Annotated in this window: 15 protein-coding genes and 2 tRNA genes; 8 read left to right on the top strand and 9 right to left on the bottom strand. The window is 66.6% G+C overall.

Going from position 1 to position 11,955, the window contains the following annotated elements:
• Window positions 1-40 precede the first annotated feature (40 nt).
• Both ACIPRS_RS16715 and ACIPRS_RS16710 read right to left on the bottom strand, forming a co-directional pair.
• Window positions 41-1,075 carry a LacI family DNA-binding transcriptional regulator gene (locus ACIPRS_RS16715; protein WP_446539366.1) on the bottom strand — a complete coding sequence of 345 codons (1,035 nt, stop codon included), beginning with the start codon at window positions 1,073-1,075 and terminating at the stop codon, window positions 41-43.
• A 5-nt stretch (window positions 1,076-1,080) separates the two neighbouring features.
• A complete protein-coding gene (locus tag ACIPRS_RS16710) occupies window positions 1,081-1,530 on the bottom strand; it encodes a DUF1801 domain-containing protein (protein ID WP_446539365.1) in 450 nt (149 codons plus the stop codon).
• A gap of 323 nt (window positions 1,531-1,853) precedes the next feature.
• Between ACIPRS_RS16710 and ACIPRS_RS16705 the strand changes: the two genes are divergently transcribed.
• The gene (locus ACIPRS_RS16705) at window positions 1,854-2,489 is read left to right on the top strand and encodes an OmpW/AlkL family protein (protein WP_446539364.1); all 636 of its coding nucleotides are present in this window, start codon (window positions 1,854-1,856) and stop codon (window positions 2,487-2,489) included.
• 70 nt (window positions 2,490-2,559) lie between these two features.
• On the opposite strand, the gene ACIPRS_RS16700 is transcribed toward ACIPRS_RS16705, so the two are convergent.
• Together ACIPRS_RS16700 and ACIPRS_RS16695 are read right to left on the bottom strand one after the other, a co-directional pair.
• A complete protein-coding gene (locus tag ACIPRS_RS16700; protein WP_446539363.1) occupies window positions 2,560-3,117 on the bottom strand; it encodes a DUF1453 domain-containing protein in 558 nt (185 codons plus the stop codon).
• A gap of 24 nt (window positions 3,118-3,141) precedes the next feature.
• Window positions 3,142-4,026 carry a DMT family transporter gene (locus ACIPRS_RS16695; RefSeq protein ID WP_446539362.1) on the bottom strand — a complete coding sequence of 295 codons (885 nt, stop codon included), beginning with the start codon at window positions 4,024-4,026 and terminating at the stop codon, window positions 3,142-3,144.
• Window positions 4,027-4,104: 78 nt separating this feature from the next.
• Between ACIPRS_RS16695 and ACIPRS_RS16690 the strand changes: the two genes are divergently transcribed.
• Both ACIPRS_RS16690 and ACIPRS_RS16685 read left to right on the top strand, forming a co-directional pair.
• The gene (locus ACIPRS_RS16690; RefSeq protein WP_192202915.1) at window positions 4,105-4,587 is read left to right on the top strand and encodes a YajQ family cyclic di-GMP-binding protein; all 483 of its coding nucleotides are present in this window, start codon (window positions 4,105-4,107) and stop codon (window positions 4,585-4,587) included.
• A 10-nt stretch (window positions 4,588-4,597) separates the two neighbouring features.
• A complete protein-coding gene (locus ACIPRS_RS16685) occupies window positions 4,598-5,143 on the top strand; it encodes a DUF1415 domain-containing protein (protein ID WP_446539410.1) in 546 nt (181 codons plus the stop codon).
• 78 nt (window positions 5,144-5,221) lie between these two features.
• On the opposite strand, the gene ACIPRS_RS16680 is transcribed toward ACIPRS_RS16685, so the two are convergent.
• From ACIPRS_RS16680 to ACIPRS_RS16660, 5 genes are all read right to left on the bottom strand, one after another.
• The gene (locus tag ACIPRS_RS16680) at window positions 5,222-5,644 is read right to left on the bottom strand and encodes an REP-associated tyrosine transposase (RefSeq protein WP_446539361.1); all 423 of its coding nucleotides are present in this window, start codon (window positions 5,642-5,644) and stop codon (window positions 5,222-5,224) included.
• A 155-nt stretch (window positions 5,645-5,799) separates the two neighbouring features.
• A complete protein-coding gene (locus ACIPRS_RS16675) occupies window positions 5,800-6,486 on the bottom strand; it encodes an HAD family hydrolase (protein ID WP_446539360.1) in 687 nt (228 codons plus the stop codon).
• Window positions 6,483-7,190: a pseudouridine synthase gene (locus tag ACIPRS_RS16670; RefSeq protein WP_337732607.1), complete on the bottom strand. Its 708-nt coding sequence runs from the start codon at window positions 7,188-7,190 to the stop codon at window positions 6,483-6,485. The genes ACIPRS_RS16675 and ACIPRS_RS16670 overlap by 4 nt, the downstream gene beginning before the upstream one ends.
• Window positions 7,191-7,194: 4 nt before the next feature.
• Entirely contained in the window at window positions 7,195-8,208 is a 1,014-nt protein-coding gene (locus ACIPRS_RS16665) for a class I SAM-dependent methyltransferase (protein WP_337732767.1), read from the bottom strand.
• Between the two features lie 72 nt (window positions 8,209-8,280).
• A complete protein-coding gene (locus ACIPRS_RS16660; RefSeq protein WP_446539359.1) occupies window positions 8,281-8,448 on the bottom strand; it encodes a hypothetical protein in 168 nt (55 codons plus the stop codon).
• On the opposite strand from ACIPRS_RS16660, the gene ACIPRS_RS16655 reads away from it, so the two are divergent.
• From ACIPRS_RS16655 to ACIPRS_RS16635, 5 genes are all read left to right on the top strand, one after another.
• Entirely contained in the window at window positions 8,447-8,572 is a 126-nt protein-coding gene (locus ACIPRS_RS16655) for a hypothetical protein (protein ID WP_255431495.1), read from the top strand. The genes ACIPRS_RS16660 and ACIPRS_RS16655 overlap by 2 nt on opposite strands.
• Window positions 8,573-9,006: 434 nt before the next feature.
• Window positions 9,007-9,078: transfer RNA gene (locus tag ACIPRS_RS16650), tRNA-OTHER, on the top strand.
• A 2-nt stretch (window positions 9,079-9,080) separates the two neighbouring features.
• Window positions 9,081-9,146: transfer RNA gene (locus tag ACIPRS_RS16645), tRNA-Asn, on the top strand.
• 371 nt (window positions 9,147-9,517) lie between these two features.
• Window positions 9,518-10,636 carry a slipin family protein gene (locus tag ACIPRS_RS16640; RefSeq protein ID WP_446539358.1) on the top strand — a complete coding sequence of 373 codons (1,119 nt, stop codon included), beginning with the start codon at window positions 9,518-9,520 and terminating at the stop codon, window positions 10,634-10,636.
• 54 nt (window positions 10,637-10,690) lie between these two features.
• Window positions 10,691-11,914 (top strand): RtcB family protein, encoded by a 1,224-nt coding sequence (locus ACIPRS_RS16635; protein WP_446539357.1) that lies wholly within the window; start codon window positions 10,691-10,693, stop codon window positions 11,912-11,914.
• Window positions 11,915-11,955 lie beyond the last annotated feature (41 nt).

The raw sequence follows: 11,955 nt of genomic DNA, 5'->3' as shown, positions 1-11,955 counted from the left end.
GTCCACCGGGTGGCCGCTGCGATGCAGCAGCGGCATGCGCTCAGGTCGCGCGTACCACCAGGTGCGTGGGCAGGGTCTCGGAGGTGGTCGCTTCGCCCTCGATCAGGGTGCGGACCTTGCGCGCCAGAAGCACGCCGGCATCGATGAAGTTCTGATGCACGGACGTCAGTGGCGGTACGTAGGTGGCACCCAAGGGCGTGTCGTCGTAACCGATCACCGACACGTCCTCCGGCACGCGGCGGCCGCGCTCGATCAGCGCGCGGATCGCACCGATGGCGAGCAGGTCGCTGGCGGCGAACAGCGCATCGACCTGGGGGTGCTCCTGCAGCAAGGCGTGCACGGCGTCCGCGCCTGCCCCCACGGTGAAACTGGCGACGGTGGGCGTCAGTGGCGTGATGCCATGCCGTGCCAGCGCCGCGGTGAAGCCTTCGAGGCGCTCGGCGAACTCACCGTGCGCGGGATCGCCGAGGAACGCAGGTCGGCGGCGGCCGAGTGCGATGAAACGCTCCGCCGCCAGCGCTCCGCCGCGACGGTTGTCGCTGCCGACGACCACTTGCGACTCATGCCGGCTGACCGCCCCCCAGACCACCATGGGCCGGCCCCAGCGCTGCACCGTGTGCATCGCATCCTCGTGCGCGCCCTGGCCCAGCAGGATCACGCCATCGGCGGCCTGCACGTTCGGCAACGCGCCCCCTTGCAGCGAGGTCAGCAGCACGCTGTAACCGGTCGATGTGAGTTCCTGGGTGATGCCGCCCAGCAGGTCGAGCGGATAGGGCCCCGACATCTGCCTTTCGACGGTGGGCTTCATCTCCACCACCACGGCCACGGTCATGCTGCGGCGGAGCTTGAGGTTGCGTGCGCTCACGTTGAACGCATAGCCATACTGCTGCGCGACCTGGCGCACGCGTTCGCGGGTCTCGGCGTTGACCAGCGGGCTGTCGCGCAATGCGCGCGAGACGGTGATGGCGGAAACACCTGCCACCTTCGCCAGGTCCGCCATCGTCAGGTGGCCGCCGGGTTCCGGCAGGTCCGTCCTGGCGCGTCCGGTGCGCGGCTTGCGTTTGGCAGGGGGCATGCGGGTCACTTCCGGGCGCGGCTGGCTTCGTATTGTGCAATATGCGCGTCCACCGGCGTGGACGCGATCACCGCGCCGATGGCATCAGGCAACAGCTCATCCCATGTCTTGAAGCGCAGGCAGGACTTGCCCATGTCCAGCTTCCGGCCAGCGGCGGCGTACGCGCCACGCAGGACCGCATCCTGGCTGGAGTCCGCATGGCAGCCCGTCAAGTAGAGCGCGTAGTACTGCTTCTGCGCCGCCAGCGCGACGTACGGCAGCGGCTGCCTGTTGTAGGTCGTCGGATAGCGCGAGAGCGGGATCTCCCAGCTGATCATCCCCCAGCTCATCGTCTCCGCGTAGCCTTCGGGCAGGTGGCGATTGACCAGCTCGCGCACCCTTGCCACCACCTGCCGCCGTGCCTCGGGCAGTTCCGCAAGATAGCCCTCGACCGTCTCCGCCTTGCTGCTGACCATGGGCATCGCTCCTCGTGCCTGCGACAGTAGCGCAGCCAGGCGCGCACGTCATTCGGAGTCCACCCGCATCGCGCGCGACAGATCCGGGACAGGCAACGAAAGACTCTCGCCGCTGGACCGGGCGCATGCGCGAGCTCATGGTCAGCGACATGCACGCACGGTGAAGAATCGCGTTCGATTCCACCCGGTTCGTTATTCGTTCACGTCGAGACGTGGCAGACGTTCATGCGCTGGTGGTTACGGTGCGCTCGCCCTGATCGCGACGACGCAACCGATGCGCCGCCGCGCAGCGGGGACATAAGAAAACAACAGGAGACACCCGCATGACGTCCATTCGCACCCTCACTATTGCCCTTGCCACCCTGATGGCCGCTCCCGTCGCATTTGCACAGGACGCATCGACGGACGCCCCCTCGTCCTCAACCGGAAAGCGCTTCGCCGTGGTCGGCGGTGCCGCCATCCTCAAGCCCGATCGCGATCCAGCGCCGGGGCTGAAGATCGATGGCGATGTCGCGCCGGTCATCAGCGCCAGCTGGTATGCCACCGACAACATCGCGGTGGAGCTGTGGGGCGCCGCCGACAAGTTCAACCATCGGGTCAAGGCCGATGGCCCGGGCAAGATCGGCACCGTCGACCAGCAGCCGATCGCGCTGAGCGGCCAGTACCATTTCGGCACGCCGGACAAGGTGATGCGTCCGTTCGTGGGGCTGGGCTATTACGAGTCCAACTTCAGTGACGAGACCATCGGCGGCGATGGCGCGCACGTGGGCCTGGAAACCGCCAAGGGTGCCATCGCAACGGCCGGCATGGACTTCAACATCAACGAGCGCTGGTTCGCGCGTGCGGATGCCCGTTACATGAAGGGCGATGCCGGCGTGCGTGTCGCAGGCCAGGGCACCGGTGAAGAACTGACGATCGACCCCTGGGTCGTGGGCGTGGGTATCGGCGCGCGCTTCTGATCCATTGCTCCAACGCGTCGATGCGGCGGCGGGCCTTCGGGCCCGCCGCCTTTTCATTGGACGGAACGGATCACCGCATGACGTGGCCGCGCAGGCGTTGCAAGCGCGTGACGCGCCACTTCACGCCCCAGGCATAAACCAGGTAGTAGCCCAGCAGCAGGCCGGCCACCGCCAGCAGGCTGCCGTGGCCGCTCAACAGCGCATGGGTCGCCGGCACGCCGCCGCTCCGCCAGTACTGCGCCATCTGCACGAATCCCAGCACGATGCGCCCGGCCACGATGGCGACCAGCAGCAACGCCAGCCAGGCATTGGGCTGATAGAACACGCCCTGCGGCGCGACATCCCAGCGCGTGAGCCATACGCCCACCAGGCCGAGCAAGCTGCCGGCAGCCAGTCCCACTCCGGCACCGACCAGGCTGTCCGGCCACCAGAACAGGCCGAACGCGCTGACCGCGATGAAGATCGCCACCGACACCAGCAGGCTCCATGCGTTGAGCGTCAGCAACCAGCTGCGTGCCATGCGGCGCGCTCGGCCGTAGCGGTAACGCTGCCACAAGGAGACGGGCAACAGCACCGCCCACAACGCCAGCAGCAGGAAGACGAAAAGCAGGACAAGGACGATGGGCATGCGCGCATCATGCCGCAACGTGCGTCAGGGGTGTTCGGCTTCCACATGGACCTTTTCGCGCCGCAGCAGGTACAGCCCGCTGGCGACGATGATGCCGGCGCCGATCCAGGTGATCCCGTCCGGCAGCACCGACCACAAGGCCACGTCCAGCAGCACGCCCCATACCAGCGCGGTGTACTCCAGCGGCGCGATCAGCGAGGCCTCGCCCCGGCGGAAGGCTTCGGTCAGTGCCACCTGCGCCAGCGAACCGGAGACACCGACGCCCGCGATGATCCAGCCATGCGCGGGCTGCAGCGGCTTCCACGCCGGAAGCGCAAGCAGCCACGCGCCCAGCGACAGCAGGACGACGAACCAGAACACCATCGCCTGCGTGCTGTCGCGCTGCGCCAGCATGCGCACGGTGACCGCACCCAGCGCATAGCAGATCGCGGCCAGCAGGATTGCCAGCCCACCCTGGGTCAGCATGCCCTCGCCGGTGGGTCGCAGGATCACCAGGACTCCCACCAGGCCGATGAAGATCGCCACCCAGCGTGCCGGTCCCACGCGCTCTTTCAGCAACGGACCCGCCATCGCCGTGACCAGCAGCGGCGCGACGAAAGTGATCGCGTACGCCGTGGACAGCGGCATCGTCCGCAAGCCGTAGACGAACCCGCCCATCATCGCGATGCCCAGCACGCCGCGCAGCAGATGCAGCGGCCAGTACACGCGCAGCAACAAGCGCGGCGGCACCGTGGCCAGCACCCACAACGCGACCAGGGGCAGCGAGGAGAGGCCGCGCAACGCAGCGACCTGCAAGGGCGGATAGTGCGCAGAGAGCAGCTTCAGCCCTGCATCCATCAACGCGAACATCAGGACGGCCGCCAGCATCAGCAGGACGGCGGAAGCGAGGGAGGGGCGGGGCGCGGACATGCGCCATTATCACCGGCCGGCGCTCGGCGGCGAGGGCGGCACGCTAGAATGGCGGCGCATCAGACAGGAAGACCCCCCATGCCCTCTTTCGACGTCGTCTCCGAAGTCAACGCCCACGAACTGACCAACGCCGTGGACCAGGCCAACCGCGAGCTCTCCACCCGCTTCGACTTCAAGGGCGTGGAAGCGAAGTTCGAGCTGGAAGACAAACTCATCACCCAGTCCGCGCCGAGCGACTTCCAGCTCAAGCAGATGACCGACATCCTGCGTGCCCGCCTGATCGCCCGCCAGATCGACGTACGCTGCCTCGAGTTCGGCGACGTGGACACCAATCTGGCCGGCGCGCGCCAGAAGGTCACCGTCAAACAGGGCATCGAACAGAAGCTGGCGAAGAAGATCGTCTCCACGATCAAGGACGCCAAGCTCAAGGTGGAAGCGCAGATCAACGGCGAGAAGCTGCGTGTGACCGGCAAGAAGCGCGACGACCTGCAGGATGTCATCGCCCTGCTGAAGAAAACCGAGTTCGAACTGCCGCTGCAGTTCGACAATTTCCGTGACTGACGTTCCGCACATCGCCAGCGGCGTGGCCGATCCCATCGCCACCACCCGCCAGTGGGTGGAGCGCGCGGTGATCGGCCTGAACCTGTGCCCGTTCGCGAAAGCGGTGTACGTGAAGCAGCAGGTCCGCTTCGTGCTCAGCGATGCGAGCACCCCGGAGGCACTGCTGGAAGAACTGGCGGAAGAACTGGTGCTGCTGCGGGATGCGGACCCCGAACAGGTCGACACCACGCTGATCATCCATCCCGACGTGCTGACCGACTTCCTCGACTACAACGATTTCCTCGACAACGCCGACGCCGCGGTCGAGGCACTGGACCTGCAGGGCGTGATCCAGGTGGCCAGCTTCCACCCGGACTACCAGTTCGCCGGCACCGCCCCGGACGACATCAGCAACTACACCAACCGATCGCCCTACCCCACCCTGCACCTGCTGCGCGAAGCCAGCATCGACCGCGCGGTGGAAGCCTTCCCCGATGCCGACGTCATCGTCGAGCGCAACGTGAAGACGCTGGACTCGCTGGGGCATGCGGGGTGGGCGAAGCTGTTCGGGGAGTGAGAGAGGTCTGGCTCTTCTGTAGGAGCGACGCAAGTCGCGACCGCCGACCGTCCGCCCCATGGCTCCGTCATCGCTTCTCTAGGCCTGGAGCCACACCGCATCCCAGTACGGATAACTCCCGATCCTGTCGACCAATCCAGCGCGCAATGGATTGGCGACAAGATAGCGCGCGGCGGCCCGCAGGCCGTCATCCGAACGGATCGCACGATCATGGAAGCCAGGCGCCCACACGCGTCGCGGACCTTCAGGCCTGGCCGCCGCGCGTGACGTATTGGTCTTCAGGCGCTGCACGCAGACGGACAGGGATTCCATAGCTCCCAACTCGATCAGCCCATGCCAGTGATCCGGCATGAGTACCCATGCCAACAGCCGGGAGCGATACCAAAGCCGTCTGTCGGTGGCCGCACGCGCGGCATCATGGGCCACGGCGGTATCGGAGAACAGCGGTCGACGGTCATGCGTGACGAAGGTGACCAGGTAGACCTGTCCTGCCGCTGACATGCGTCCGTGACGCAAATCGGCGTGACCTCCAGTTCGTCGCAGGCAGTCGGCGTTATCCATGCCGGTGAGCATGGAATCACACCAAGGGCCGCCATATCAGGAGACCTCGCGCATTCGAGTGGGAATTTGCCGTGCGGTCGCGACTCACGTCGCTCCTACAAAACCTCGCCAAGAAAACGCTGCTCCAGCAACATGCGTGCATCGTCCAGCGATGGCAGGATGGTGTGCCCAAGCGCACGCACGGCGTCGTCCGGTTCCAGCAGGTCCGGGATCTGGATCGGATGCATGCCGGCGGCAAGTGCGGCGCGCACGCCGGTGGGCGAATCTTCCAGCACCAGGCACCGCCGTGGATCGATGCCGAGCGAGCGTGCCGCGAGCAGATAGACATCGGGCGCAGGCTTGGGATGCTCGACATCGCTGCTGGTGCAGATGGCGTCGAACCGTGGCAGCAGGCCGGCGGCATCCAGCTTGCGCAGCGCCAGCGGACGACGCGTCGACGTGGCGACGGCGCGTGGAATCCTGCGGGAATCGAGGAAATCCAGCATCTCGATGATGCCGGGACGGTGTGGGACGCCCGCCGCGACCACCGCCTCGTAAAGCACGTGCGAACGCTGCAGCACGCGCTCGCGCTGCGCTTCGCCGATGGCTTCGTCCAGCAGGTGGCGGCAGACGGCCTCGCTGTGGCCGACCATGGACAGCCAGAGCACCTCGGGCAGATCGTGGCCAAGCTCGCGCGCGGCTTCCGCCAGGCAACCGATGATCGCGCGTTCGCTGTCCAGCATCAGGCCGTCCATGTCGAAGATCACCGCCTCAGGCACGAACGGCAGGCGTGCAGGACTCACGCGTTGCCCTCGAACAGCTGGCGAAGGTCATCCTCGCCCAGGAGGCGCCACTGCCCAGGCTCCAGGTCGCCCAGCGTCAGTCCCCCGGTGCGACTGCGATGCAGCGCCTCCACATGGTTGCCGACGGCGGCGAACATGCGACGCACCTGGTGGTAACGACCTTCGGTGAGCGTGACCTGCGCATGGCGCGGGTCGATCACGTGCAGGCCGGCCGGCGCCAGCGGCGTCTGCTCCGATTCCAGCATCAACGTGCCACTGGCGAAGACCGCACCTTCGTCGCCGCGCAAATCCTGCGCCAGCGTGACGTCGTAGACCTTGGGCAGGTTGGCCTTCGGCGAGATGATCCGGTGCAGCAGTCCACCGTCGTCGGTGAGCAGCAGCAGGCCGCTGGTCTCGCGGTCGAGTCGCCCCACCGTGGACAGCACCGGCGAGCGATCGCGGAAACGCGACGGGAACAGGTCGTAGACGATGCGGCCGGTGTCCTTGGTCGAGCAGGTGTAGCCGACGGGCTTGTGCAACAGGATCGCCAGCCCCGGCGCAGGATCGAGCGGCTCGCCATCCACCCGGATGTTGTCGTGGTCGACCGGATCATCGGCGTACAGCACCTCGCCCGCGGCGTCGGTGATGCGTCCCTCGCGGAACATCCATTGGACCTGCTTGCGGCTGCCATACCCCAGGTTGGCGATGTGCTTGACGATCTTCATGCGTTCACCGCCTCGCCTTGATGGCGGCAATCACCTTGAAACCGTCACGCTCGCCGGCCACGCGCACGTCGCCGAAGCTGTCGTTCAAGGTCTGCTCGTACGGCAGGTGGCGGTTGGCCACCAGCCACAACCGGCCGCCCGGCTTGAGCGCGGCCGCGGCGGCGGTGATGAAGCGCTGGCCGATATCGGGGCGATCCGCACGGCTCTGCGTGTGGAACGGCGGATTGCTGACGATGAAGTCGTAGCGGCTTGGCAGTCCTGCGGTAACGTCGTGCCAATGGAAACCGAGCGTTGCGGTCGACCCGGTGTCCGCGAGGTTCGCCTTCGCCAACGCCAACGCTCGCGCTTCGGCCTCGTAGAGATCGAGTGCGGTGATGCCGGGATTGCGGGCGAGCAAGGCCAGCGAAAGGAATCCCCATCCCGCGCCCAGGTCGGCGCCGTGGCCGGCGATATCGGTCGGCAGGCACTCGACCAGCAACGCAGACGCCGGATCGATGCGGTTCCAGGCGAATACACCGGGACGGCTGAGGTAGCGCCCGCCTTCGATCCGGCGAGGCGCATCGAGCGCCGACCATTGACCCAGCAACGCCTCGTCGGTGCTGTCTCCGAGGGTCCTTGTCCAGAACGTGCGGCAGTGGAATTTTGTCAGCGTTCCCGCGAGGCCTGCGAGTTGCCTCAGATCGGCTTCGCCCGATTTCGCGCCTTCGTTGTTGGTCATCGCGGCGACCACGATGCCGCCCGGTGCGACGCGCTCGACGGCCCGCGCCAGCAGTGCACGCGCTTCTTCGCGCTGGCGTGGTGGAAGCACCAGCACCAGGGGATAGCGCGTGTCGCCCTCAGCGGCATCGGCCACCACCTGAAGTCCCGCACGCTCCAGCAGTTCGGCATCGGGCCGGAAACTCTGTTCGCATACCAGTTGCGCAAGCGGGAACTGGCGCAGTGCAGCGCCATCGCGCGCGCGCAGGAACAACACCGGACCCGCCGGCCAGGCCAGCTGCCCTTGCGCGAACGGCAGCATCAACGCATCCAGCGCGGGATCGGAATATCGGGAGGCCAAGGGAACACCATCAACGGGAAGCAGGGCGCAATTCTACCCGTGCGCACGCGGCGGTTCCGCGCATGCGCGCAGCATGGAAGGAATGCCGCTTGTCGGGCTGGCGATACCGCAGTTAAAAAAATGTTGCACAACGAAAACAACCCGCGTATCGTGCGCGGCCTTCGGCCCCTGCGGCTGTTTTTTCACCAGAATGATTTCCATGAAGCCCGCGCACTCCATCGCCAACACGCTTGACCTGCAGCCATCGCGCTGCGGCCTGCGCGTGCGTGCGTATGCGTTCGATGCCAAGCCCGGCAACGAACCCGCGCGGCATCTGGCCACCTGACATCCGGCTGACTCCCAGGGAGATCGGCCACCCCGATCTCCCGAGGAAACGCGAACGCCCTCGGGTCGCAAGCCCCGGGGGCGTTTTGTTTCCAGCGTTCGCGGAGGATGCGCATGCATCGACCAGGTTCCATCCATTCCACCACGGAAATTCCTTTCCGCCCTGAAGCATCCGGGTAACGCGCCTGCGCGTCCCGAGGCAGGGGCGCGGCTGCAACCGGCGCATGTGCGCTGCGTTGTGATGCTTCGACGCGAGCGGCGCGGGGAGTGGACACCACAAGGGCGCATGGCGCCCGCACGAATTGCCGGTTGGCGACAGCCGGCAATGGGGAGCATCGATCGAACACGCTACAGCGGTACGGGTTTGTATCCCGTCCGGTGCGCGCGGCGCTGCCGTGGCGTATGCCGAAGCGTGGGAGGCGGTGTTCCTCGAGCGGACGATAGCTCAGCTTGGGAGAGCAGCGGCATATGCCGTTGGCCACCGGTTCAAATCCGGTTCGTCCACCACTGGATAGCTCAGATGGTTAGAGCATCGGACTGTTAATCCGACTGTCGCGGGTTCGATTCCCGCTCCAACGCCTGCAAGGGCACATGACCTTTCACGTCATGACACCGGGACGCAAGTCCCACCAGGAAACGCCCCGTGTGGCGCAACGTCTCTCCGCGATGGACTGCGGAAAGACAGGGCGCCGCAGCGGGGATGGTGCCGGCTCCGCGCCCTCGACGCGGATGCACGCCGCGATCGCTGCGATCTCCGGATCACCGCTTGCGACGACGCCTCCGCCGACAGCGCCTGCTGTCCGCACCGCCTCCGTCCAGGGACGTTTCCAACTTCTTCCGCTGTCCGCATGTCGCGGACGGCACACCATCGTCGCGGGAATCGATCCTCCGCGACGATGTTTGCCAACTGGATCGAACCACCAGAGCCAACAAGGAGAACAACGCCATGTTCTGGACCAAGAGGGTCGTGATCGGTGACGGCGAGCGCGGCCTGGTGTATCGCAACCGTCGGTTCGAGCAGCTGCTCGTGCCGGGCGTGTACCGCTGGTTCGACCCGATGGGTCGCATCGAGGTGCGCACTTTCAACATCGCTGCGCCGGAATACGCCGGCCATGACGTCGAAGCGCTGATCACGCGCCTGGGCGAAGGCCTGGGCGATGTCTTCGTGCTCGCCGACATCGGCGTGGACCAGGTCGGTCTGGTGCTGAAGAACGGCAAGCTGGAAGACGTGCTGCCGCCCGGCACGCGGCGCCTGTACTGGATCGGCCTGGTGAACGTCGAGGTGCAGGCCGTGTCGCTCGCCACGCCGGACGTGGACGTCGCCGTCGCGCGGCGCCTGCGCCAGCTGGGTGCGCTGTCGAAGCTGGCGGTGGTGGCCGATGTGCCGGCGGAATTCGCGGGCCTGGTCTTCATCGACGGCAAGCTCGATCGCACGCTCGCCCCGGGCAGCTACGCCTTCTGGAATTTCCAGAAGAACGTGGTGGTGGACATCGTGGATCTCCGCGTGCAGACGATCGAGGTCTCGGGCCAGGAACTGCTGACCCGCGACAAGGTGAGCCTGCGCGTGAACCTCGCCGCCAGCACCCGCGTCACCGACGTGGTGGCGGCGCGCACCAAGGTCGCGAAGGTGGGCGACTTCGTCTACCGCGAGTTGCAGTACGGCCTGCGCAAGGTGGTCTCGGCCAGGACACTGGACGAACTGCTGGGCGACAAGGCATCGCTGGACGCCGACATCTTCGCTTACGTACGTGGCCAGTTGACCGGCCTCGGCGTGGAGGTGCTGGGCGTCGGCGTGAAGGACGTGATCCTGCCGGGCGAGATGAAGGAGATCCTCAACGGGGTGGTGCAGGCGGAGAAGACGGCGCAGGCCAACGTGATCCGCCGCCGCGAGGAGGCGAACGCCACGCGTTCCCTGCTCAACACCGCGAAGCTGATCGACGAGTCGCCGGTGCTGATGCGCCTGAAGGAGCTCGAGGCCCTGGAAAAGGTCACCGAGAAGATCGACAAGCTCACCGTGTTCGGCGGCCTGGATGGCGTGCTGAAGCAACTGGTGACGTTGAAGTAGTACAGCCGGGGCGGTGGACGGAACCACCGCTTCCGGCTTCAATGGAATGACCACATGAGTACGCAAACACACTTCGAATTGCTGCACGCCGAGGGCAGCACCACGCCGATCAAGGGCTGGGTGCGCGGCGTACCCCTGGACCAGGGTGCCCATGAGCAGCTGCGGAACATCGCGGCCATCCCCTTCGTCGGCCCGTGGGTCGCAGTGATGCCCGACGTGCACCTGGGCAAGGGCGCCACCGTGGGCTCGGTCATCCCGACCCGCGGCGCCATCATCCCGGCCGCCGTCGGCGTGGACATCGGCTGTGGCATGGCGGCGGTGCGTACCACGCTGCGCGCGAAGGACCTGCCGGACAGCCTGGCGCAACTGCGTTCGAGCATCGAACGCAGCGTACCGGTGGGCAACGGGCGTGGTGGCGAGCACTGGAAACTGCCGGACAGCATCGCCACGCGCATCGCGCAGTCGGGGCTGGAGCCGCGCCTGGAGGCGATCAAGCAGAAGCACCGCAAGATCCGCACCGACAAGCTGGACCGCCAGATCGGCACGCTGGGCGGCGGCAACCACTTCATCGAGATCTGCCTGGACGAGGCCGACGCGGTGTGGGTGATGCTGCACAGCGGTTCGCGCGGCACCGGCAACCTGATCGGCACGTACTTCATCGAGCGCGCACGCGAGCAATTGGCGCACCGCATACTCGGCTTCCACCTGCCGGACAAGGACCTGGCCTTCTTCATGGAAGGCGAGCCCCTGTTCGACGACTACGTGGAAGCGGTGTCGTGGGCGCAGGACTACGCCCGCGAGAACCGTGAAGCGATGATGTCGCGCGTGCTGGCCGAGATGCGCCACCGCCTGCCGAAGTTCCAGTTGGAGAAGATGGCGGTCAACTGCCACCACAACTACGTGCAGAAGGAGACGCACGGCGGCGTGGATCTGCTGGTGACCCGCAAGGGCGCGGTGAGCGCGCGTGCCGGCGAGCTGGGGATCATTCCCGGCAGCATGGGCGCGAAGAGCTTCATCGTGCGCGGCAAGGGCAACGCGGACAGCTTCCACAGCTGCAGCCACGGTGCCGGCCGCGTGCTGAGCCGTACCGCCGCGCGCCAGCAGATCACGCTGTCGCAGCACCGCGAGGCCACGGCGCACGTCGAGTGCCGCAAGGACGCCGGCGTGATCGACGAATCGCCGGCGGCCTACAAGGACATCGACGCCGTGATGGCCGCGCAGAGCGACCTGGTGGAAGTGGTGCACACTCTGCGCCAGGTCGTCTGCATCAAGGGGTGAAAGTCTCCTGATGCTGCCTCGGAGCCATCCAGCAACGGATG

The organism is Pseudoxanthomonas sp. LARHCG66 (assembly GCF_052871755.1).
This window is presented reverse-complemented; position numbering and strand designations above follow the sequence as displayed.

What these genes read in the sequence shown, in the direction of transcription:
- ACIPRS_RS16640 (WP_446539358.1), top strand. Translation starts at nt 9,518, where the DNA reads ATGTTCTGGACCAAGAGGGTCGTGATCGGTGACGGCGAGCGCGGCCTG.
- ACIPRS_RS16710 (WP_446539365.1), bottom strand. Translation starts at nt 1,530, where the DNA reads ATGGTCAGCAGCAAGGCGGAGACGGTCGAGGGCTATCTTGCGGAACTG.
- ACIPRS_RS16660 (WP_446539359.1), bottom strand. Translation starts at nt 8,448, where the DNA reads ATGGAAATCATTCTGGTGAAAAAACAGCCGCAGGGGCCGAAGGCCGCG.
- ACIPRS_RS16705 (WP_446539364.1), top strand. Translation starts at nt 1,854, where the DNA reads ATGACGTCCATTCGCACCCTCACTATTGCCCTTGCCACCCTGATGGCC.
- ACIPRS_RS16695 (WP_446539362.1), bottom strand. Translation starts at nt 4,026, where the DNA reads ATGTCCGCGCCCCGCCCCTCCCTCGCTTCCGCCGTCCTGCTGATGCTG.
- ACIPRS_RS16700 (WP_446539363.1), bottom strand. Translation starts at nt 3,117, where the DNA reads ATGCCCATCGTCCTTGTCCTGCTTTTCGTCTTCCTGCTGCTGGCGTTG.
- ACIPRS_RS16690 (WP_192202915.1), top strand. Translation starts at nt 4,105, where the DNA reads ATGCCCTCTTTCGACGTCGTCTCCGAAGTCAACGCCCACGAACTGACC.
- ACIPRS_RS16655 (WP_255431495.1), top strand. Translation starts at nt 8,447, where the DNA reads ATGAAGCCCGCGCACTCCATCGCCAACACGCTTGACCTGCAGCCATCG.
- ACIPRS_RS16680 (WP_446539361.1), bottom strand. Translation starts at nt 5,644, where the DNA reads ATGTCAGCGGCAGGACAGGTCTACCTGGTCACCTTCGTCACGCATGAC.
- ACIPRS_RS16665 (WP_337732767.1), bottom strand. Translation starts at nt 8,208, where the DNA reads ATGCTGCCGTTCGCGCAAGGGCAGCTGGCCTGGCCGGCGGGTCCGGTG.
- ACIPRS_RS16670 (WP_337732607.1), bottom strand. Translation starts at nt 7,190, where the DNA reads ATGAAGATCGTCAAGCACATCGCCAACCTGGGGTATGGCAGCCGCAAG.
- ACIPRS_RS16635 (WP_446539357.1), top strand. Translation starts at nt 10,691, where the DNA reads ATGAGTACGCAAACACACTTCGAATTGCTGCACGCCGAGGGCAGCACC.
- ACIPRS_RS16715 (WP_446539366.1), bottom strand. Translation starts at nt 1,075, where the DNA reads ATGCCCCCTGCCAAACGCAAGCCGCGCACCGGACGCGCCAGGACGGAC.